We start from the raw sequence: 21,808 nt of genomic DNA on the forward strand, positions 1-21,808 counted from the left end.
ATGTTCACCACCGTACTGATTGCCAACCGCGGCGAAATCGCCTGCCGCGCCATTCGGACGCTGAAGCGCCTGGGCGTCAAAAGTGTCGCGGTCTATTCAGATGCTGACCGCAACGCGCAGCACGTTAAGCAGGCGGATATCGCTATCGCGCTGGGCGGCGATAAAGCCAGCGACAGCTATCTGCGCATCGACAAAATTCTGGCGGCGGCTCAGCAGAGCGGCGCCCAGGCTATCTGGCCGGGCTACGGTTTTCTTTCAGAAAGCCAGCCGTTTGCCGAAGCCTGTGAAGCGGCGGGGATCGCCTTTGTCGGCCCCACCGCGCAGCAGATTGGTGAGTTCGGCCTTAAGCACCGTGCCCGTGAGCTGGCAGCCAGTGCAGGTGTACCAATGACGCCCGGCACACCGCTGCTTGCGTCGCTGGAGGAGGCGATGCAGGCGGCCGATAAGATCGGCTATCCGGTGATGCTGAAAAGCACGGCGGGCGGCGGCGGCATTGGCCTGACGCGCTGCGCCGACGCCGGTGCGCTCGCCAGCGCCTGGGAGAGCGTACGCCGTCTTGGCGAGCAGTTCTTCAGTGATGCGGGCGTGTTTCTGGAGCGCTGCATCGATCGCGCCCGCCACGTAGAAGTGCAGATTTTTGGTGACGGTAACGGCACTGTGGTCGCGCTGGGTGAACGCGACTGCTCACTGCAGCGCCGCAATCAAAAGGTGGTGGAAGAGACGCCCGCGCCCGGCCTGTCTCCGGCGACGCGTGACGCCCTGCTCGCCTCGGCGGTGCGGCTCGGCGAGCGGGTAAACTACCGCAGCGCAGGCACCGTGGAGTATATCTACGACGTCGACCAGCAGGCCTTTTACTTTCTGGAAGTGAACACCCGCCTGCAGGTGGAGCATCCGGTCACTGAGTGCGTCACCGGACTCGATCTGGTGGAGTGCATGTTGCAGGTGGCGGCGGGCGATGCGGTTGACTGGTCACGTCTGCAGCAGGCGCCGCAGGGCGCCGCCATTGAAGTGCGGCTCTATGCGGAAGATCCACTCAAGAACTTTCAGCCCAGCCCCGGCCTGCTAACCGGCGTAACTTTCCCTGACGGCGTGCGGGTCGACAGCGGCATCGAAACCGGCAGCGAGGTCTCCAGCTTCTACGATCCGATGATCGCCAAACTGATCGTGCATGCCGACACCCGCGATGCGGCGCTGGAAAAACTTCACCATGCGCTGGATGCCACTCAGCTGCACGGCATCGCCACCAACCTCGACTATCTGCGCCAGATTACCGCCAGCGACGCGTTTCGCAGCGGCAACGTCTGGACGCGCTACCTCGACAGCGTGGTGCCTGCCTCCTCCGTGGTGGAAGTGCTGCAACCCGGCACCTTCAGTTCGGTTCAGGACTATCCAGGCCGCCTCGGCTACTGGGATATCGGCGTGCCGCCTTCCGGCCCGATGGATGACTTCGCTTTCCGGCTGGCTAACCGCATCGTCGGTAATCATGACGCGGCGGCGGGGCTGGAATTTACCCTGCAGGGGCCGACGCTGCGTTTCCACTGTGATGCCATCGTGGCGCTGACCGGTGCTGACTGCGACGCCACGCTGGAGGGCGAACCGGTCAGCACCTGGCAGCCGCTGGCGGTGAAAGCGGGAGAGACTCTGGTGCTGGGACGCGCCCGGACCGGCTGCCGCAGTTATCTGGCCGTACGTAACGGCTTCGACGTGCCGGAGTATCTGGGCAGCCGCAGCACCTTTTCGCTGGGCCAGTTTGGCGGTCACGCCGGACGCACCCTGCGGGTTGCCGATATGCTGGCGATCTCCCAGCCTGATCGGGCAGCCTGCACCACGCCTGCCCCGGTCAGCGATCCTCAGCCGCTCGATGCGGCGCTGATTCCGCACTACGGCAGCGAGTGGCGCATCGGCGTGCTTTACGGCCCGCACGGCGCACCGGATTTCTTCACCCAGGCCGCCATCGATGCGTTCTTCGCCAGTGACTGGCAGGTGCATTACAACTCCAACCGCCTCGGCGTGCGGCTGGTCGGCCCGAAACCGACCTGGACCCGCGCCAACGGCGGCGAAGCGGGCCTGCATCCCTCCAACGTTCACGACTGTGAATATGCCATTGGCGCGGTCAATTTTACCGGCGACTTCCCGGTGATCCTGACGCACGACGGCCCGAGCCTCGGCGGCTTTGTCTGTCCGGTGACCATCGCCAAAGCCGAGCTGTGGAAAGTGGGCCAGGTTAAACCTGGCGACACCATCCGCTTCCACCCCATCACCGCAGACGATGCGCTGGCGCGGGAAAAAGCGCAGATGCATCTGATTGAGACATTGCGGCCTGAGCATCCGCCCACGTTTGCCGTGCCGTCACTGGCCGAAACCGCCCACGGTTCCGCCACGATTCTGGCCGCTCTGGAGGCCACGACCAGCACGCCGAAAGTGGTCTATCGCCAGGCGGGCGACAAATATGTGCTGATTGAGTATGGCGACAACGTGCTGGATCTGGCGCTGCGTCTGCGTGTCCATCTGCTGATGAATGCGCTGACGGCGCAGGCGGAGCCCGGCGTAGAGGAGTTGTCGCCTGGCGTGCGTTCGCTGCAGGTGCGCTACGACAGCCGCATCATTCACCAGTCCGGGCTGATGTCGCTGCTGCTGGCGCTGGAAGCGACGCTGGGCGACGTCAGCACGCTGAAAGTGCCCTCCCGCGTGGTGTGGATGCCGATGGCATTTGAAGACAGCGCCACGCTGGGTGCCGTCAGCCGCTATCAGGAGACGGTGCGCGCCAGCGCCCCCTGGCTGCCCAACAACGTGGACTTTATCCAGCGGATTAATGGCTTAAGCAGCCGCGATGAGGTGCGCGACACCCTGTTCAATGCCAGCTATCTGGTATTGGGGCTGGGGGACGTCTACCTTGGCGCACCCTGTGCCGTTCCGATCGATCCACGCCATCGCCTGCTGAGTTCCAAATACAGTCCGGCGCGCACCTTCACCGCCGAAGGTACCGTAGGGATCGGCGGCATGTACATGTGCATCTACGGCATGGATTCGCCCGGTGGCTATCAGCTGGTGGGCCGCACGCTGCCCATCTGGAACACCTTCCTGAAAAATCCGCAGTTCGCTACCGATGCGCCGTGGCTGCTGCGCTTCTTCGATCAGGTGCGCTTCTATCCGGTGGGTGAAACCGAACTGACCCAGCTGCGCGAAGATTTCCGCGAAGGCCGCGCCAGCCTGCGTATTGAAGAGACGCAGTTTGATTTTGCCGCCCACCAGCAGTTCCTCGCCGACCACGCCGCTGAAATTGCAGCGTTCCGCCAGCGCCAGGCCGCCGCCTTTGAACAGGAAGTGCAGCTATGGGCGCAGGAGGAGCAGAACGCGCCGCCGGAGGATGAAACGCGCGCCAGCGTCAGCGAAGAGGCGGAGAACGGGCTGGCGGTGCAGGCGGATCTCAATGGCAACATCTGGAAAGTGCTGGTGCAGCCGGGCGACGAGGTCAGCGCCGGGCAGACGCTGATTATCGTGGAGGCGATGAAGATGGAGCTGGCGATTGTCGCCCCGCAGGCCGGTCGTGTGACGCAGATTGCCTGCCAGGCGGGCCGTCCGGTCAGTCCTGGCGATAACCTGCTGTGGCTGGAATAAGGAGCGGTAATGACAACGCAACCCCACTCCCCTAAAGCCCGCCCGGAAGCGCTGGCGGAACGGGTTTATCAGGCGCTGAAGGACGATATCTTCGCCTTTCGCCTGATGCCCGGCGATCGCTTCAGCGAAAGCGAAATCGCCGGACGGATGGCGGTCAGCCGCACCCCGGTCCGTCAGGCGCTGTTCCGGCTGGAACGCGAAGGCTTTGTCGACGTCTGGTTTCGCAGCGGCTGGCAGATTAAGAACTTCGATTTCGCCTGGTTCGAATCGCTGTATGACCTGCGCACCGTGCTGGAGTGCGAGGCGGTCAAACGCCTCTGCGCCCTGCCCGCGCCGCAGTGTGCCGCGCTGTTAAACGAACTGAACCAGTTCTGGTGCGAGGCGGAGCCGCTTACAGAGGGCCTGGTGGTATCGCAGCATGACGAGGCATTTCACATGACGCTGGTGGCGGCAGCGGGTAACCCGGAGATGGCACGCATTCACGCCGAACTCACCGAGAAGATCCGCATTATCCGTCGGCTCGACTTCACTCGCGACGATCGCATCTGTGCCACTTATCAGGAACATGCACAGATTTTACAGGCAATTTTTCAGCAGCAGACCGCCGGGGCGCAACGCATCCTGACCGATCACATCGCCGTGAGTAAGGCGGAGGTCAGAAAGATCACGCTGCACCGCCTCCAGCAGGCCCGGCTCCAGCTCACCGAATAACACAACAACTACTCAGGGGTTTCAGATGATGAAAAGACATTCGTTGATCAAGGCTTTCGCCCTCTCCGCCACCGTTGTCAGCATGGGGTTCGCCTGGAGTGCGCAGGCGGCTGACACCATCAAAGTGGGGATCATGCATTCGCTCTCCGGCACTATGGCGATTTCGGAAACGCCGCTGAAGGATGTGGCGCTGATGACCATTGATGAGATCAACGCCAAAGGGGGCGTACTGGGGAAAAAGCTGGAGCCGGTGGTGGTCGATCCCGCCTCTAACTGGCCGCTGTTTGCCGAGAAGGCGCGGCAGCTGCTGACTCAGGATAAGGCGGCGGTGGTGTTTGGCTGCTGGACCTCGGTGTCGCGCAAATCGGTGCTGCCGGTGTTTGAAGAGCTGAACGGCCTGCTGTTCTATCCGGTGCAGTATGAAGGGGAAGAGATGTCACCCAACGTCTTCTACACCGGCGCTGCGCCTAACCAGCAGGCGATTCCGGCTGTGGAGTATCTGATGAGCGAAGATGGCGGCAGCGCGAAACGCTTCTTCCTGCTTGGTACCGACTATGTCTATCCGCGTACTACCAACAAGATCCTGCGCGCCTTCCTGCACAGCAAAGGCGTGGCGGATAAAGATATCGAAGAGGTCTACACGCCGTTTGGTTACAGCGACTACCAGACCATTGTCTCCAACATCAAAAAGTTTGCGGCTGGCGGCAAAACGGCAGTGGTTTCCACGATCAACGGCGACTCCAACGTGCCGTTCTATAAAGAGCTGGCGAACCAGGGGATCAAAGCCACTGACATTCCGGTGGTCGCCTTCTCGGTGGGCGAAGAGGAGCTGCGCGGCATCGACACCAAACCGCTGGTGGGTCAGTTAGCCGCCTGGAACTATTTCGAGTCTATCGATAATCCGACCAACGCGAAGTTTGTCGCCGACTACCGCGCATATGCCAAAGCACATAACCTGCCGAACGCCGCCACCGTCGTCACCAACGACCCGATGGAAGCGACCTATGTTGGCATTCATATGTGGGCGCAGGCGGTGGAAAAAGCGGGCACCACGGATGTGGACAAAGTGCGGGCGGCGATGGCCGGTCAGACCTTTAAAGCGCCGGATGGCTTTACCCTGACCATGGATCAGACCAACCATCATCTGCATAAACCGGTCATGATTGGTGAAGTGGAAGAGAACGGCCAGTTCAGCGTGGTGTGGCAGACCGATCAGCCGGTACGCGCGCAGCCGTGGAGCCCGTACATTGCCGGTAACGACAAAAAGCCCGACCACCCGGTGAAGACCGCGCAGTAATCGCGCGTTGCTGATTGATACGCAGCGTCACCCGCTGTGAAGCGGCAGCACGGCACCCCGCCGTGCTGCCCTCCCCTGACGAGGCTCCTTTTATGAATCTATGTCGCTGCTTTTTCAGCCTGCTGCTGCTGATGCCGCTGTTGGCCAGTGCCGGACCGGCGGCTGACTTTGCCGCCGCCAGCCGCAGTCAGCAGGCCACGCTGCTGCAACAGTGGGCCGCCGCACCGGACAGCCATCGTCTGCCGCTGCTGGAAGCACTGCATGCCGAAACTGTGGTCATCGACCAGAATAAACAGCCGTTCAGCCAGCAGGGATCCACGCTGCAGCCGCTGGATGCGGTGGCGCAGCCCACGGGCAACCTGAAAAAGCTGTTTATGAACAATCGTCTGCGCGTGCTGGTTAACAACGCGCTGGCCGCCCACCAGCTGGTGAGCACTGATACGGCCCTGCGTCTGCGCGCAGCGCAGCAGCTGCAAAGTGAGGGCGTTGCCGACCAGCTGCTGCTGCTGGAGCAGCGTTTTGCCGCCGAGCAGGACAGCCGGGTCCATGCCGCACTGGCGCTGGCGCTGGCGAACCTGCAACTGGCAGATGGCGAGCCGATGGTGCGTCTGCGGGCGGTGAAACTGCTGGGTGAGTCCAGCGATCCCAATACGCAAGCCAGCCTGCAACGCCTGACTCAGCCCGCGAATGAACCGGACGCCACGGTACGGGCCGCCGCGGCGGAAAGTCTGCAACAGATTCAGAAACGGCTGATGTGGGGCGATCTGCTGGGGCAGGCTTTTAGCGGCCTGTCGCTGGGTTCCATACTGCTGCTGGCCGCGCTGGGTCTGGCGATCACCTATGGCCTGCTCGGGGTGATCAACATGGCGCACGGTGAAATGCTGATGCTCGGTGCTTACGCCACCTGGTGGGTACAGAGCCTGTTTCAGCAGTTTGCGCCGCACTATTTAGCCTGGTATCCGCTGCTGGCGCTGCCGGTCGCCTTTCTGGTTACCGCCGCCATCGGCATGGCGCTGGAACGCACGGTGATCCGCCATCTCTATGGCCGTCCGCTGGAGACGCTGCTCGCCACCTGGGGGATCAGCCTGATGCTGATCCAGCTGGTACGGGTGCTGTTCGGGGCGCAAAACCTGGAGGTGGCGAATCCGGCGTGGCTCTCCGGCGGCTTACAGCTGCTGCCCAATCTGGTGCTGCCGTGGAACCGCATCGCGGTGATCCTGTTTGTGGTGTTTGTGCTGGCGCTCACCTGGTTGCTGCTGAACCGGACCCGCCTTGGCATGAACGTGCGCGCCGTGACCCAGAACCGCGCCATGGCGGATTGCTGCGGCGTGCCGACCGGCCGCGTCGATATGCTGGCGTTTGGCCTTGGCTCGGGGATTGCCGGGCTGGGCGGCGTGGCGCTGTCGCAGCTCGGAAACGTCGGACCGGAGCTGGGCCAGGGCTACATTATCGACTCGTTCCTGGTGGTGGTGCTGGGTGGCGTCGGTCAGCTGGCGGGCACCGTGGTTGCCGCGTTCAGCCTGGGCATTCTCAACAAAGTGCTGGAGCCGCAGATTGGCGCCGTGCTGGGCAAGATCCTGATTCTGGTGATTATCGTGCTGTTTATTCAGAAACGTCCGCAGGGGCTGTTTGCGGTAAAAGGAAGGGTGACTGACTGATGACGCAACCCATCACGCTTCGCGTGGCGCGCACCGCGCCGCGCCTGACCATCAGCATTGGCCTGGCGATTACCGTAGCGCTCCTGGTGATGCCGTTTCTGGCGCTGCTGCCCGCCACGCATCCGCTGGCGATCTCCACCTATACCCTGACGCTGGTCGGCAAAATCCTCTGCTACGCGGTGGTCGCGGTGGCGCTGGATCTGGTGTGGGGCTACGCCGGACTGCTGTCGCTGGGCCACGGCATCTTTTTCGCCCTGGGTGGATATGCCATGGGCATGTACCTGATGCGCCAGGCCGCAGGCGAGGGTTTACCCGCCTTTATGTCCTTTCTCTCCTGGCGGGAACTGCCCTGGTTCTGGACCGGCACCGACTATTTCGCCTGGGCGCTCTGCCTGAGCATGCTGGTGCCGGGCCTGCTGGCGCTGATTTTTGGCTTTTTTGCCTTTCGCTCGAAGATCAAAGGCGTCTACTTCTCCATCATGACCCAGGCGCTGACCTACGCCGGGATGCTGCTGTTCTTCCGCAACGAAACCGGTTTTGGCGGCAACAATGGCTTTACCGGCTTTACTACCCTGCTCGGCTTTTCGGTGACGGCAACCCCCACCCGTATCGGGCTGTTTATCGCCACGGTGCTGCTGCTGCTGCTGAGCCTGGCGATCGGCTTCGCCCTGGCGCGCAGCAAATTTGGCCGGGTGCTGACTGCGGTGCGGGATGCGGAGAACCGCCTGATGTTCTGTGGTTACGACCCGCGCGGTTTCAAGCTGTTTGTCTGGACGCTCTCCGCCGTGCTGTGCGGCCTGGCCGGGGCGCTCTATGTGCCGCAGGTCGGCATTATCAATCCGGGTGAGATGTCACCGGCCAATTCGATTGAAGCGGCGATCTGGGTGGCGCTGGGCGGACGCGGCACGCTGATAGGCCCGCTGCTGGGTGCCGCGATTGTTAACGGCGCACGCAGCTTCTTCACCGTCGCCTTCCCCGAATACTGGCTCTTTTTCCTGGGGCTGATGTTTATCCTGGTCACGCTGTTTCTGCCGCACGGCGTGATTGGCCTGCTGCGCCGGAGGAAAAAATGAGTGATGCCCTGTTTACCCAAACTCAACTGGCGGATCGCCATCGGGTGCAGCGCGATCCGGTGCTGCAACTGGAGAAGATCAGCGTGTCGTTTGAAGGCTTCCGGGCACTGACCGATCTTTCGCTGCAGATCGGCGTCGGGGAACTGCGCTGCGTGATCGGCCCCAACGGCGCGGGCAAAACCACGCTGATGGATGTGATCACCGGCAAAACCCGGCCCGATGCCGGCCGGGTGATCTACGACCAGGACAGCGATCTTACCCGTCTCTCACCGGTGGAGATCGCCCGCGCCGGGATCGGCCGCAAGTTCCAGAAGCCCACGGTGTTTGAGGCGTTAACCGTGTTCGAAAATCTGGAGATCGCGCTTAAAGCCGATAAATCGGTCTGGGCCAGCCTGCGCGCCCGCCTCAGCGGCGAACAGCGTGACCGCATTGATGAGGTGCTGAAACTGCTGCGGCTGGGCGGCGAACGCCAGCGTCGCGCGGGCCTGCTGTCGCATGGCCAGAAGCAGTTTCTGGAGATCGGCATGCTGCTGGTGCAGGAGCCGCATCTGCTGCTGCTGGATGAACCGGCCGCGGGCATGACCGATGCCGAAACGGACTACACCGCCGAGCTGTTCCGCAGCCTGGCGGGAAAGCATTCGCTGATGGTGGTGGAGCATGACATGGGCTTTGTCGAAACCATTGCCGACCACGTGACGGTGCTGCATCAGGGTCAGGTGCTGGCCGAGGGTTCGCTGCGCGACGTGCAGGCCAACGAGCAGGTTATCGACGTTTATCTGGGGCGCTGAAATGTTACAGGTTACTGAACTGAATCAATATTATGGCGGCAGTCATATTCTGCGCGGCCTGTCGTTTGAGGTAAAGATTGGCGAAATCACCTGTCTGCTGGGGCGCAATGGCGTGGGGAAGACCACGCTGCTGAAATGCCTGATGGGGCTGATCCCGGCGAAGTCGGGCGAGATTCACTGGCAGCAGCAGCGCATGAATGGCCGCAAGCCGCACCAGCGGGTGCAGGCTGGCATCGCCTGGGTGCCCCAGGGGCGGGAAATCTTTCCGCGTCTGACGGTGGAAGAGAATCTGCTGATGGGGCTGTCACGCTTTCCGGCTGCGCAGGCGCGTGAAGTGCCGGAGGAGATCTACCAGCTCTTTCCGGTGCTGCTGGCGATGAAGTCACGCCGGGGCGGCGATCTCTCTGGCGGTCAGCAGCAGCAGCTGGCGATTGGCCGGGCGCTGGCCTGTCGGCCTCAGCTGTTGATCCTTGATGAGCCGACCGAAGGGATCCAGCCTTCGGTGATCAAAGAGATCGGCGCGGTGATCCGCCAGCTGGCGCAACGGGGAGATATGGCGATCCTGCTGGTGGAGCAGTTTTATGACTTCGCGGCGGAGCTGGCGGACAGCTATCTGGTGATGTCGCGCGGAGAAATTGTGCAGCGTGGCCGCGGCGACACCATGGAAGCAGAGGGTGTGCGCGGCCTGGTGGCAATTTAAACCCGGCTCAGAGTAAGCCGGTCTCGACAGAAAAGTGGCGCTGTTCACCGTGCGCCAGGATGATCAGCGTGCCAGCCTGCTGCGCGGCAAGAGAGCCCTCTGGCCGGCAGGTGGCGGGCAGAATATAGGCCGCCACCTGCTGATCGTGGTTGTGCAGCAGCCAGCGAGTGGCGTGCGGGAACTGTGCGGTAGAGAAGCGCGTCATCAGCGCATAGCCCTGCGGCGAATGCAGCTCAAACTGCACCTCATCGCCATACTGCGGCAGATCGTCCGCGAAGAAGACGATCTCCGGATCGCAAAGTTGCGGCTGATCGAGCTGCTGTAACGCCTGCGGATCGCGCGCCAGCCGATCGGTGTAATCCCGCCAGGCGGGCGTCGGTCGCAGATGCGCCGGGATCGAGCGACGCAGCTGGAATGCCTGTTCGGGGATCGACTGCCGGAAGCGGCCCTGATCGATCCACGCGCTGTTAAGGTGACACATATACTGCAGCGGCATCGGCGCGCCAGCCAGATTAGTGACGGTCATTTCAATCGTCAGCCGGGGCTGATCGGCCGGAATGCGGACAGCGGGTGCGGCCAGGTAGTGATGGCCGAAGCCTTTGACATATTCACACTCCCCTTCCAGCGACAGCGTCTGATCCTCCAGCACCAGCCAGGCGCTGTCCATGCGAGCGCAGGCCATCTCACCGTGCAGCGGATGATCGTCCTCTGGTGCGGGACAGCCGTTGGCCAGCAGTCCCGAATGAAACGCAAAACAGCCATAGGTGTCGATGATCGAATTTGCGGGCAGTGGCTGCTTAAAACTGTGGCCCATGGTCAGGTTATGATCGTCGAACTCTGCGTCCCAGATCATCTGCCCGAGAAACGGCAGCACGGTCACGCTGCCGCGCCGGTTATGAATGCGCACCGCCTCAATGCCCGCCGGATAGCGAAACAGCTCAACCCGGAAATTATCGCTTTCTAAAAGCACCCAGGGTGTGGTGTGAAACTGTTCACGCGCTAAGGGTAAACGGGTTTTCATGGTAACTCCTCCGCCAGACGACCGGTCGCAACCGGCTGTTTTTTATGGCGCAGTTCGCCATAGAAGTAGAATCCGACCCAGGCGAAACAGAGCAGCGAGACGCCAAATGCCAGCTGCATAGAACCCAGTGAGTCCGAAACCAGGCCCTGCAGCGCCGGGACAAAGGCCGCACCGACAATCGCCATCACGATAAACGCGCCCGCGACTTCGGTGTATTTGTTATCGACCGTCGCCAGCGTTCCCGCGTAGATCGTCGCCCAGCAGGGACCAAACAGCACGCTGACAAAGACGGCAGCGTAGACGGCGGTAAAGTTCGGCACCAGCATCACATAAGCCAGCGTCAGCACGCCCAGCACCGAATAGGCAATCAGCACCTTCTCTGCGCGGAAACGGGTCATCAGGAAGTTCGCCACGAACTTGCCGATAAAGAAGCAGATGAAGCTGTAGATCATAAAGTTCGAGGCGTGACGTTCATTAGTCGCCCCCAGCGTCAGCGCCAGACGAATGGTAAACGACCAGACGGCCACCTGCATGCCGACATAGAGGAACTGGGTCACAATTCCGCGTTTAAAGTGTCGGTTGCCAGCCAGATAGCGGAAAGTCTCGCCCAGCGAGGGGCGCGACCTCTCGCTGCTTTCGGGTTTACAGCGCGGATAGCGGGTGAACATAAACAGCAGCATCACCACCACCAGCACCATCACCAGATATTTGTAGGGCTCCAGCGTGTGTTCCAGCATCGTCAGGCGGAACGCATGCGCCTGCTCTGCCGTCATGGTCGCCATCTGACTCTCCAGGCTGTCGCCATCCTGGAACACCAGATATTTACCCAGCACGATCCCCATTAGCGCACCGATCGGATAGAAGGTCTGGCTGACGTTGAGGCGCAGCGTGGCGTGATCACGATGGCCAATCATCGAGCTGTAGGTGTTGGCGGCGGTTTCCAGGAAACTCAGGCCGATGGCGATGGCAAATATCGCTGCCAGGAACATGGTGTAGGTCGCCATGTGCGAGGCGGGATAGAAGGCGATACAGCCGGCAATGTAGAGCGCCAGGCCGATCATGATCGCCATCTTGTAACTGGTCTTGCGGATCACCAGCGACGCGGGGATCGCAATCAGAAAATAGCCGCCATAAAAGGCACTCTGCACCAGCGCACTGGCAAAGTCGCTCAGGGCAAATACGCTTTTAAACTGGGTGATCAGGATATCGTTAAGACTCGCCGCACAGCCCCAGAGCGGAAAGAGGCACGACAGCAGAATGAACTGGAACAGCGGCGTTTTATTCAGATAGCCATCAGATTGCTGAACAATTTTCTGTTGCATGGCAGAACCTCAGTTACGGTTGAGAAAGCGCTGGAAACTCTCTGCGTCGGGATAGGCGCGCTGGGTGCCGCGCCCGGTGACGCTGCAGGCGGCATAGGCAGACGCCTGGGTCATGGCGGCGGCCACATCGCCGGTTTTCACCAGCAGATACGCAAAGCAGCCGATGAAGGCATCGCCCGCGCCGCTGGTGTCGACCGCCTGAACCGGTGTGGCATCCACGCGATGGATCTCGTCGCCGCTCATCCAGACCGATCCCCGGCTGCCCAGGGTGATGATCAGATTTTTAAGGCCGCGCTTAAGCAGCGACTGTCCGGCGAGGATCACCTCTTCATCGCTGCTGACCGGCAGGCCGGTGAGGATCTCCAGCTCGGTTTCATTGGGCATAAAGAAGTCGCATTTGCAGGCGTAATCAATATCAAGCGTGGCGACGGCCGGCGCCGGATTAAGGATCACGTTGATCTGATGCTGGCGGGCAAAATCGATGGCGTAATAGACCGTCTCCAGCGGGATCTCCAGCTGCAGGATGATCAGCTGGCAGGCTTTCAGCGCCTCTGCCGCGTCGTCGATATCGGCCGGTTTCAGCTGCTGGTTAGCACCTTTGATAATCAGAATGCGGTTCTGCGACTGGTCATCGACAAAAATCGGTGCCACGCCGCTGGAGGTGCCTGGTGCGGTGGTGACGAAGCGCGTGTCCACGCCCTGCTGTTGAAGATTTGCAACGGTGTTCGGAGCAAAGAGATCGTCACCGACCTTGCTGACCATCATCACGTTGCCGCCCATTTTTGCCGCCGCGACCGCCTGGTTGGCCCCTTTACCGCCGCAGCCAATGGCAAAGTCGGGCGCTTCAAGGGTTTCGCCCGCTTTTGGCAGGCTGTTGGTATAGGTAATCAGATCGACCATGTTTGAGCCGATGACCGCAATTGTCATGACCTTTTCTCCCGGATGTTTTTTAAACTTAAAATGTTATTAAAGTAACAATAACAATTCTTAAAGGTTAAATATGTGACAAAAACCACATCCTGACACGGTGGTGATGGGCGAATAACGGCATGCAATGGGACTTTCAGTGTTATTATTATAACAATCTAACATCATTGAACGCGGATGGTGAAAGCCACAACCGCCCGCGGTGATGTGCCGATATCACCACACGCTGACAGCACGGCGGAGGTTTGCGGCCCTCACGGAATGCGGGTAAGATTGACTGCCAGCCTGGCGGATGAGACGCAACTCATTCAAATCTGTGAGGTTTGTAGCGTATTGACGTCGATCCCGGCGTCTTTCATCCGCACTGCAGGATAGGGAACAGAGAGATGACCATGGAAACCCGGCGCGACGAACGCATTCACAAGCTGACGCAGGCGCTGAAACGCACCGACAAACTGCATCTGAAAGATGCGGCCCAGCTGCTTGGCGTCTCAGAGATGACGGTTCGCCGTGATTTAACCGAGCCGGGCTCCAGCGTGGTCCTGCTGGGCGGCTATATCGTCAGCGATCCGAAAAGTCATGCCAGCCACTATTTTGTCAGCGATCAGCATGGCCAGAATGCCGCCAGAAAGCAGCGACTGGCACAGGCGGCCGCCAGCCTGATCAATGAGAACGACACGGTCTTTTTTGACTGCGGCACCACCCTGCCCTACATCGTGGATGCGATTCCCGACACCCTGTCGTTTACCGCTATCTGCTGCGCCATGAATACCTTTCTGACCCTGAAAGAGAAACCGGCCTGTAACGTGATTCTCAGCGGCGGTGAATTTCATGCCGACAACGCCCTGTTTACGCCGATTGGCGTGCATACCATCCTTGACGATCTCTGCCCGACGCTGGCCTTTATCTCTGCAGCGGGCATCGACAAAGATCAGGGCGCGACCTGCTACAACACCAATGAGCTGATGATGAAGCATCACGCCATGCTGCGCGCCCGAAAGTCGGTGCTGGTGGCTGACAGCAGTAAATATGGCAAGGTGCTGCCTGCCCGCATCGCCGAGTTGCAGCGCTTTAATCTGCTGGTGAGTGACAGCGCACCCGATCAGGCGTTGCAAAACTGGCTGGCCCAGCAGGCGATCCCGCTGCGCCTGCCCTGACGCCTCTTTCTGACATCCTCTCCTGACTCTGTCAGCGATTGAGTGTGGAAATCAGTCAGTTATGCCTGGATCGCCCGGCATCGGCTCCGCCACGCTAATATTCGCCGCCCCCCGGCTGGGATTAAACGGTGAAAAAGGCTAAACTTCGACATCATTCAAACGACCAACAGACCCAGAGGCTCAAACCAACGTGGCTCAATTCGTCTATAGCATGCATCGCGTCGGCAAAGTGGTTCCGCCGAAGCGACATATCCTGAAAAACATCTCGCTCAGCTTCTTCCCTGGCGCAAAAATTGGCGTACTCGGCCTGAACGGCGCGGGTAAATCTACCCTGCTGCGCATCATGGCCGGCATCGATAAAGATATCGAAGGGGAAGCGCGTCCGCAGCCAGGCCTCAAGATTGGCTACCTGCCGCAGGAACCGCAGCTTAACCTTGAACACACCGTGCGTGAGTCGGTAGAAGAAGCGCTGTCAGAAGTCGTTGGCGCACTGAAGCGTCTCGACGAAGTCTATGCGCTCTATGCTGAAGAAGGTGCAGACTTCGACAAACTGGCCGCTGAACAGGGCCGTCTGGAAGAGATCATCCAGGCTCACGATGGTCACAACCTGAATACCCAGCTGGAACGTGCTGCCGATGCGCTGCGCCTGCCTGACTGGGACGCGAAAATCGCCACCCTTTCCGGTGGTGAACGTCGTCGCGTCGCCCTCTGCCGCCTGCTGCTGGAAAAACCAGACATGCTGCTGCTGGACGAACCGACGAACCACCTGGACGCCGAATCTGTCGCCTGGCTGGAGCGCTTCCTGCACGACTTCGAAGGCACCGTCGTCGCGATTACGCATGACCGTTACTTCCTGGATAACGTTGCAGGCTGGATTCTGGAACTTGACCGCGGCGAAGGGATTCCGTGGGAAGGTAACTACTCCTCCTGGCTGGAGCAGAAAGATGCGCGTCTGGCGCAGGAAGCCTCCTCTGAAGCCGCTCGTCGCAAGTCGATTGAGAAAGAGCTGGAGTGGGTGCGCAAAGGGCCAAAAGGCCAGCAGTCTAAAGGCAAAGCCCGTCTGGCACGCTTTGAAGAGCTGAACAACACCGACTACCAGAAGCGTAACGAAACCAACGAACTGTTCATTCCGCCAGGTGCCCGTCTGGGTGACAAAGTGCTGGAAGTCAGCAATCTGCGTAAGTCTTATGGCGACCGTGTGCTGATTGACGATCTCTCGTTCTCGGTACCGAAAGGTGCGATTGTCGGGATTATCGGTCCGAACGGCGCGGGTAAATCAACGCTGTTCCGCATGATGTCTGGTCAGGAACAACCTGATTCCGGCGAGATTGTACTGGGTGAAACCGTGAAACTGGCCTCTGTGGATCAGTTCCGCGACAGCATGGATAACGCCAAAACCGTGTGGGAAGAGGTTTCCGGCGGTCAGGACATCATGCGCATCGGTAACACCGAGATGCCAAGCCGCGCCTATGTCGGCCGCTTTAACTTTAAAGGCGTCGATCAGGGCAAACGCGTAGGCGAACTGTCGGGTGGTGAGCGTGGTCGTCTGCACCTCGCGAAGCTGCTGCAGGTTGGCGGTAACATGCTGCTGCTCGATGAGCCAACCAACGACCTGGACATTGAAACCCTGCGCGCGCTGGAAAACGCCCTGCTGGAGTTCCCGGGTTGTGCCATGGTGATCTCGCATGACCGTTGGTTCCTGGACCGTATCGCCACGCACATCCTGGATTATCAGGATGAGGGCAACATCGAATTCTTCGAAGGTAACTTTACCGAATATGAAGAGTACAAGAAACGTACCCTCGGCGCCGAAGCGCTGGAGCCGAAGCGCATCAAGTATAAGCGTATGACGAAGTAACGATGTCAGGGGGAGGCTCAGGCCTCCTCCTGCTTCACCAGTGACGTTTTAAGGGCTGAACGCAATGAAGAAAAAAGCTGAGCGGCCAGTGGCTAAAAAAGCTGAAGCGATTTATGAAGCCACTAAAGTCGCAAACTTTGCCGCAAGTTCCCTGCTGGAGGGGATACGTATTTCAGCAGATGCTGAATTATCGACCCTGGAACAGGTTCGACGCCGCTATAAGCAGTAGCAGGAAGCCAACGTGAATCGTTATCTTGTCTGGCGAGATCACTACTGTTATCCCGATTCCGATGTGCTGATCAATCGCTATAATATCCGCGAACAAACCCTGCTGGATCAGGCTGAGCGTGATGTTACCGCACTGACCATTCACACCATTAAGCTCTCTCATCCTCCTTTTACCCTTCAGTCACTGTGTCACATTCATTACTGCCTGTTTAACGAGCTTTATAGCTGGGCGGGGCAGATACGCGATATCTCTATCAGCAAAGGAGAGACCCGCTTTTGCCAGCCCGCTTTTATTCTGCGTGAAGCGGAGAAATTATGTGCAAAACTGGCGTGCGAAAGATGGCTTGAGCAGACTGACCATGAAGCTTTTTGTCATCAGGTTGCCTGGTATTACTGCGAGTTCAATATCCTGCATCCCTTTCGGGAAGGAAACGGTCGGGCATTACGCATTCTGTTCGAGCATATCATTCTTCACGCAGGCTATCAGGTGAGCTGGGAAGGCGTGAGCCCCAGCGACTGGTTAGCGGCAAATATCGCAGGTTACCAGAGTGGCCCGGAAAAAATGGCGGCACTCTTCCTGCGCCACATTGTACCGGTCAGCGATAAAACTCCCTGAACACCGGTGACTGCAGCGCGAACTCAATAAATCGCGCCAGCGCAGGTGAATTCAGTTTACGGCCCGGATAGACCAGCCAGAGCTCATTCCCCTCGATTTCCCATTCCGGCAATACCGGCACCAGCCGGGGATCCGCCATCGCCCCGTCGGTCAGAAAGTGCGGCAGCAGCGTAATGCCCGCATCGCCCAGCGCAGATTCGCGCGCATAGAGCAAATTGTCCGTGAGATGGCCTGGCGGCAGCAGCCAGCGATAGAATTCGTCATCGCGCTGCAACACCCATTCATTCCAGGCACGATGCGCTATACAGCGGTGGGCCGACAGCTGCTGTGGATGAACCAGCGGCGGATGCTGATCAAGATAGCGCTGTGATGCAACCAGCAGTCGCGGGCAGTTGCCTATCCGGCGGCCAATCAGCGAGGACTCCTGCGGCTGACCGGTGCGCAGCGCCACATCAAAGCCCTCCTGCACCAGATCACGCATCTCATCGGAGATCGAGACATCCAGCGTCACATCGGGATAGAGACGTAAAAACGCCGCGTTACAGCGCGCCAGCAGCGTGGCACCAATCCCCGCCGGGCTGGTGATACGCAGACGCCCGCTGGGATTTTCACGCAGGCTGGCGATCGCCTGATCGGCGCGTTCACTGGCCTGCATCATCTCCTGGCAATGCAGCAGATAGCGCTCACCGGCAAAGGTCAGATTGAGCTGGCGGGTGGTGCGGTTCAGCAGACGAATCCCCAGCCGCTGCTCCAGCTGGCTGATGCGCTGACTGACGCTCGATTTTGGCAGCCCTGCGCGTTCTGCCGCGCCGGTAAAGCTGCCGCACTCCGCCACCAGCGCAAACAGTGCCATATCCTGCCACTGGCGAAATGCCATTGTTCACCTCAGACGAACACTCTATGAAAGATTGTCCATCTTATCACTGCTAAAATCAGGTTCTACACTTAAAGCCTGTTCCGAATCATCAGCCAGTCTGCCACGGACAGCGTGGCACAGCCCCTGCGGAGTGTGAGCACTCTTCAGGGCCAGAATGGCAACCACCAGATCCAGGCTTCCAGCCTGACTAAACAGGAAAAATGTATGTCTATTCGCGCTATCGCAATTAATCCGGAAAGTCCTGAAAACTTCACTGAAATTTTCCCTGACACCCCAGCGCCAGGGGAGTATGACCTGCGGGTCGAAGTCAAAGCCGCGTCGGTCAACCCGGTCGATACCAAAGTTCACAAAGGGGCGAAGAAGAACGGATTAGAGCAGCCACGCATCCTCGGCTGGGATGCCAGCGGTGTGGTGCTGGAAGTGGGCAGCAAAGTCAGCAACTTTAAGCCAGGCGATAAAGTTTTTTATGCGGGTGACCTGACCCGTCCTGGCAGTAACAGCACCGAGCAGCTGGTTGACTCACGCATCACCGGTCACAAGCCAGAGAGCCTGGACTGGGCGCAGTCCGCCGCGATCCCGCTGACGGCCCTGACCGCCTGGGAAGGACTGTTTGAGCGACTGAACCTTGAGTCAGCAACGGAAGATCAGACGCTGCTGATCGTGGGCGGCGCAGGCGGCGTCGGATCGCTGGCGATCCCGTTGGCGAAACTGCGCAGCAAGGTGAAGATCATTGCCACCGCTTCGCGTGAAGATTCCGCGCAGTGGTGCCGCGATCGCGGCGCCGATCTGGTGATCAACTACAAAGATATGATTGGTGAGCTGGAAAAACAGGGCATTAAGCAGGTCGATTATATCTTCTGCCTGAATGATACCGACGGTCACTGGGAAACCATGGCAAAGCTTATTGCCCCGCAGGGTCATATCTGCACCATCGTGGAAAATGAACATCCGCTGTCGATGGATCAGCTGAAGCTGAAGAGTGCTGCCCTGCATTTCGAGCTGATGTACACCCGCAGCATGTTTAATACCCCGGATATGGCGCGTCAGGGTGAGATTCTGGATGCCGTCTCGGCGTTGCTGGATGAAGGTAAGCTGCAAACCACACTGAGCGAGACGCTGCACGGCCTAAGCGTTGAGACCTTAACTGCTGCCCATCAGCGCGTGCTGGAAGGCCACATGCGCGGCAAAGTAGTGATGGTGTATTAATGCGCTGACCCGGCTGCCCTGCGGCAGACCGGGTCACAGCATGCGTTACGGCTGGGCGTTTTTCTCGCCCAGCATCGCTTTCACCAGTTCAATGCAGCGCAGGAAACGGGTGTCATAATCATCTTCCTGCACGTGCAGGAATTCGATGTTGTTTTCCCGCAGCATCGTCACCAGCATCGACTGAAACTCCCGTCGATCCACGGAACTGCCCAGGCTGCGCAAGCCATCGGCAACCCACGGCACGTTGTTCTCCAGCAGGATCACCAGATCAAAGCGATATTCATCGATCAGTGCCTGCACAAATGGATGTTCACGCCCTTCGTACTTCAGACAAAACGCCTGCGTGGTGACAAAGTCGGTGTCGATAAACGCCACTTTATTGGCGTATTTAACCGCGAAATCGATGTACTGCGCCTGGCCCAGCGCGATCTTGTCGTAATCTGAATATTGCAGCGCCATTTCATCACCGCCCAGGTGGGAGAAGACATAGTCGCGGCCATATTCCCAGGCACTGGTGGTATTGAAGATGTTGGCGAGTTTATTCACCAGCGTCGATTTACCGCTCGACTCCCCGCCGAGGATCGCCACGGTGCGCACAAAGAAAGGTTTTACTTCGGTCGGGATATAATCCCAGAAGCGGAACGGATCCTGACGGATCTGCGCGCCGCTGATGCTCATAAAGGATCGGCTGGGATCGACCAGTACGGTCTGAATGCCCAGATGCTGCTGATACATCTCCGCATCGGGCGCTTCGCTGGTGTAGATGCAGTCCGGCGCAATACCGTGCTCGCTGAGAAACGCGCTGACGCCCTTACTCCAGACATCCCAGCCGTGTGGATAGGGCTCAATCCCCTCCTCATCAAAGGCGTGAATGCGGATATTTTTCTGATACTTAAAGGTCTGCAACAGCCAGCGCAGGCGATCGCTGACCGTGGGCTGTTGTGACATCGCGCTGTTCTCAAACAGTTCGCGGTCACGTGGCTCGTCGTAGCCCATAATGATATGCAGCTCATCGACCTGGCTACAGGCGCGCTGAATCAGATAGATATGGCCGGTGTGCAGCGGATAGAATTTACCAAACACCACGCCGACCGTTTTATCGCGGCGCGGAAACTCCAGACCCAGAAAACGGTGCAGCGCCTCCAGCTTTTGCGCGCTGGGGCTTTTGATTTTGGCATTGAGCAACTGGCTCAGATAGCCTTTGGTCATGCCGCTGGCATCAGCGACCTGTTGCAGCGTGTGACCCTGCTGGCGAATGGCCGTTTTCAGATAATCAAACGACGACATGTCGTGCCTCCTGCATCAATGCGGTTAAGGTGGGAGCGGCCTGCCAGCGGCTTTTCGCTGGCGGCCGCAGGCGCGTTACAGATCGTCCAGAATCGCCAGCGCATCGGCCAGCTTCTTCGCGCTGAAAACCTGCATCCCGGCAATCGGTTTTTTCGGTGCATTCCCTGCCGGCACAATGGCGCGTTTGAAGCCATGCTTCGCCGCTTCAGCGATGCGCTCCTGACCGCTGGGCACCGGACGGATTTCGCCCGCCAGTCCCACTTCGCCGAAGATCACCAGATCCTGCGGCAACGGACGATCGCGCAGGCTCGACACCATCGACAGCATCAGCGCCAGGTCTGCACTGGTTTCGGTGACTTTGACGCCGCCGACCACGTTAACGAACACATCCTGATCCGCCATCTGCAATCCGCCGTGACGGTGTAAAACGGCCAGCAGAATCGCCAGACGGTTCTGCTCCAGACCTACCGCCACGCGGCGTGGATTGCCCATCATCGAGTGATCGACCAGCGCCTGAATCTCCACCAGCAGCGGTCGCGTTCCCTCCCACAGCACCATCACCGAACTGCCCGAGGTGATCTCTTCGCCGCGCGACAGGAAAATAGCTGACGGGTTGCTGACTTCACGCATGCCCTGCTCGGTCATGGCAAACACACCCAGTTCATTGACCGCGCCGAAGCGGTTTTTATGACTGCGCAGGGTGCGGAAGCGGGAATCGGCATCGCCATCCAGCAGCACCGAACAGTCGATACAGTGTTCCAGCACTTTCGGTCCGGCCAGGGAGCCATCTTTGGTAACGTGACCAACCATGATGATCGCCACGCCGCGCGTCTTGGCGAAGCGCGTCAGGTAAGCGGCGGTTTCACGCACCTGGGCGACGCTGCCCGGCGATGACTGGATCTCCGCCATGTGCATCACCTGGATCGAGTCGATCACCATCAGTTGCGGCTGCTCCTGTTCGGCGATCAGGCAGATCTGCTCAATGCTGGTTTCCGACAGCATATTCACATTTTCGGTAGGTAATCCCAGACGATGGGCGCGCATCGCCACCTGCTGCAGTGACTCTTCACCGGTGACATACAGGGTTTTCATCCCCTCTGACAACCGGCACATCACCTGCAGCAGCAGCGTGGATTTGCCTGCGCCGGGGCTGCCGCCAATCAGAATGGCGCTGCCCGGCACCACCCCGCCGCCCAGCACCCGGTCAAACTCTTTGAAGCTGGTCGAGAAGCGCGGTAACGCCTCCAGGCTGATTTCAGAGAGCTTCTGCACCCGGCTGGTGCCGGCGCTGCCAGCATAGCCACTCAGGCGCTCGTTACGCGCAGCCGCGGGCGAGGCGGCAATGCGCACCTCGGTGATGGTGTTCCAGGCGTGACAGGCGCTGCACTGCCCCTGCCAGCGTGGGTAATCTGCGCCACATTCGTTACAGACAAATGCGCGTTTTGCCGCTTTGGCCAAATCAAT

18 protein-coding genes are annotated in these 21,808 nt (G+C 59.6%); 12 read left to right on the forward strand and 6 right to left on the reverse strand.

Annotated features, from left to right (window positions below; all coding sequences use genetic code 11):
• The 7 genes from uca to urtE all read left to right on the forward strand — a co-directional run bounded on the left by uca (window position 1) and on the right by urtE (window position 9,845).
• A complete protein-coding gene (uca, locus tag ACVKSX_RS19375; RefSeq protein WP_354439008.1) occupies window positions 1–3,618 on the forward strand; it encodes an urea carboxylase in 3,618 nt (1,205 codons plus the stop codon).
• 9 nt (window positions 3,619–3,627) lie between these two features.
• A complete protein-coding gene (locus tag ACVKSX_RS19380) occupies window positions 3,628–4,329 on the forward strand; it encodes a GntR family transcriptional regulator (RefSeq protein WP_010671701.1) in 702 nt (233 codons plus the stop codon).
• A 28-nt stretch (window positions 4,330–4,357) separates the two neighbouring features.
• Complete coding sequence (gene urtA / locus ACVKSX_RS19385; protein WP_354439088.1) at window positions 4,358–5,626, forward strand: urea ABC transporter substrate-binding protein; 1,269 nt, start codon at window positions 4,358–4,360, stop codon at window positions 5,624–5,626.
• Window positions 5,627–5,718: 92 nt separating this feature from the next.
• Window positions 5,719–7,284 (forward strand): urea ABC transporter permease subunit UrtB, encoded by a 1,566-nt coding sequence (gene urtB / locus ACVKSX_RS19390; RefSeq protein ID WP_187507790.1) that lies wholly within the window; start codon window positions 5,719–5,721, stop codon window positions 7,282–7,284.
• Window positions 7,284–8,357, forward strand: coding sequence for an urea ABC transporter permease subunit UrtC (urtC, locus tag ACVKSX_RS19395; RefSeq protein ID WP_010253637.1), 1,074 nt, complete (start codon window positions 7,284–7,286; stop codon window positions 8,355–8,357). The genes urtB and urtC overlap by 1 nt, the downstream gene beginning before the upstream one ends.
• The gene (gene urtD, locus ACVKSX_RS19400) at window positions 8,354–9,145 is read left to right on the forward strand and encodes an urea ABC transporter ATP-binding protein UrtD (RefSeq protein WP_010671705.1); all 792 of its coding nucleotides are present in this window, start codon (window positions 8,354–8,356) and stop codon (window positions 9,143–9,145) included. Before urtC ends, urtD begins: the two co-directional genes overlap by 4 nt.
• A gap of 1 nt (window position 9,146) precedes the next feature.
• A complete protein-coding gene (urtE, locus tag ACVKSX_RS19405) occupies window positions 9,147–9,845 on the forward strand; it encodes an urea ABC transporter ATP-binding subunit UrtE (RefSeq protein ID WP_010253632.1) in 699 nt (232 codons plus the stop codon).
• 7 nt (window positions 9,846–9,852) lie between these two features.
• On the opposite strand, the gene ACVKSX_RS19410 is transcribed toward urtE, so the two are convergent.
• From ACVKSX_RS19410 to rbsK, 3 genes are read right to left on the reverse strand one after another with little or no spacing between them, the layout of a single operon-like run.
• Complete coding sequence (locus ACVKSX_RS19410) at window positions 9,853–10,866, reverse strand: aldose 1-epimerase family protein (RefSeq protein ID WP_137241506.1); 1,014 nt, start codon at window positions 10,864–10,866, stop codon at window positions 9,853–9,855.
• Window positions 10,863–12,188, reverse strand: coding sequence for an L-fucose:H+ symporter permease (gene fucP, locus ACVKSX_RS19415; RefSeq protein ID WP_010671707.1), 1,326 nt, complete (start codon window positions 12,186–12,188; stop codon window positions 10,863–10,865). Before fucP ends, ACVKSX_RS19410 begins: the two co-directional genes overlap by 4 nt.
• A gap of 9 nt (window positions 12,189–12,197) precedes the next feature.
• A complete protein-coding gene (gene rbsK, locus ACVKSX_RS19420) occupies window positions 12,198–13,115 on the reverse strand; it encodes a ribokinase (RefSeq protein ID WP_354439006.1) in 918 nt (305 codons plus the stop codon).
• A 392-nt stretch (window positions 13,116–13,507) separates the two neighbouring features.
• On the opposite strand from rbsK, the gene deoR reads away from it, so the two are divergent.
• The 4 genes from deoR to ACVKSX_RS19440 all read left to right on the forward strand — a co-directional run bounded on the left by deoR (window position 13,508) and on the right by ACVKSX_RS19440 (window position 16,974).
• On the forward strand, window positions 13,508–14,272 hold the full coding sequence (deoR, locus tag ACVKSX_RS19425; protein ID WP_061902110.1) for a DNA-binding transcriptional repressor DeoR: 765 nt from the start codon (window positions 13,508–13,510) through the stop codon (window positions 14,270–14,272).
• A gap of 190 nt (window positions 14,273–14,462) precedes the next feature.
• Window positions 14,463–16,130, forward strand: a complete 1,668-nt coding sequence (gene ettA / locus ACVKSX_RS19430; RefSeq protein WP_010253620.1) for an energy-dependent translational throttle protein EttA — start codon at window positions 14,463–14,465, stop codon at window positions 16,128–16,130.
• Window positions 16,131–16,194: 64 nt separating this feature from the next.
• Window positions 16,195–16,359: a YhfG family protein gene (locus ACVKSX_RS19435; RefSeq protein WP_109652447.1), complete on the forward strand. Its 165-nt coding sequence runs from the start codon at window positions 16,195–16,197 to the stop codon at window positions 16,357–16,359.
• A 12-nt stretch (window positions 16,360–16,371) separates the two neighbouring features.
• Window positions 16,372–16,974: a putative adenosine monophosphate-protein transferase Fic gene (locus ACVKSX_RS19440; RefSeq protein WP_062759465.1), complete on the forward strand. Its 603-nt coding sequence runs from the start codon at window positions 16,372–16,374 to the stop codon at window positions 16,972–16,974.
• Here the strand turns inward: ACVKSX_RS19440 and ACVKSX_RS19445 are convergent.
• Window positions 16,955–17,851, reverse strand: coding sequence for a LysR family transcriptional regulator (locus tag ACVKSX_RS19445; protein WP_010253616.1), 897 nt, complete (start codon window positions 17,849–17,851; stop codon window positions 16,955–16,957). The two genes, ACVKSX_RS19440 and ACVKSX_RS19445, sit on opposite strands and share 20 nt — an antisense overlap.
• Before the next feature lie 204 nt (window positions 17,852–18,055).
• On the opposite strand from ACVKSX_RS19445, the gene ACVKSX_RS19450 reads away from it, so the two are divergent.
• Window positions 18,056–19,057: a zinc-binding alcohol dehydrogenase family protein gene (locus tag ACVKSX_RS19450; RefSeq protein WP_033756486.1), complete on the forward strand. Its 1,002-nt coding sequence runs from the start codon at window positions 18,056–18,058 to the stop codon at window positions 19,055–19,057.
• A 45-nt stretch (window positions 19,058–19,102) separates the two neighbouring features.
• On the opposite strand, the gene nadR is transcribed toward ACVKSX_RS19450, so the two are convergent.
• Complete coding sequence (gene nadR / locus ACVKSX_RS19455; protein ID WP_010253612.1) at window positions 19,103–20,344, reverse strand: multifunctional transcriptional regulator/nicotinamide-nucleotide adenylyltransferase/ribosylnicotinamide kinase NadR; 1,242 nt, start codon at window positions 20,342–20,344, stop codon at window positions 19,103–19,105.
• A gap of 75 nt (window positions 20,345–20,419) precedes the next feature.
• Window positions 20,420–21,802, reverse strand: coding sequence for a DNA repair protein RadA (radA, locus tag ACVKSX_RS19460; RefSeq protein WP_010253610.1), 1,383 nt, complete (start codon window positions 21,800–21,802; stop codon window positions 20,420–20,422).
• Window positions 21,803–21,808: the final 6 nt, after the last annotated feature.

It is taken from the genome of Pantoea sp. PvP021 (assembly GCF_054056055.1).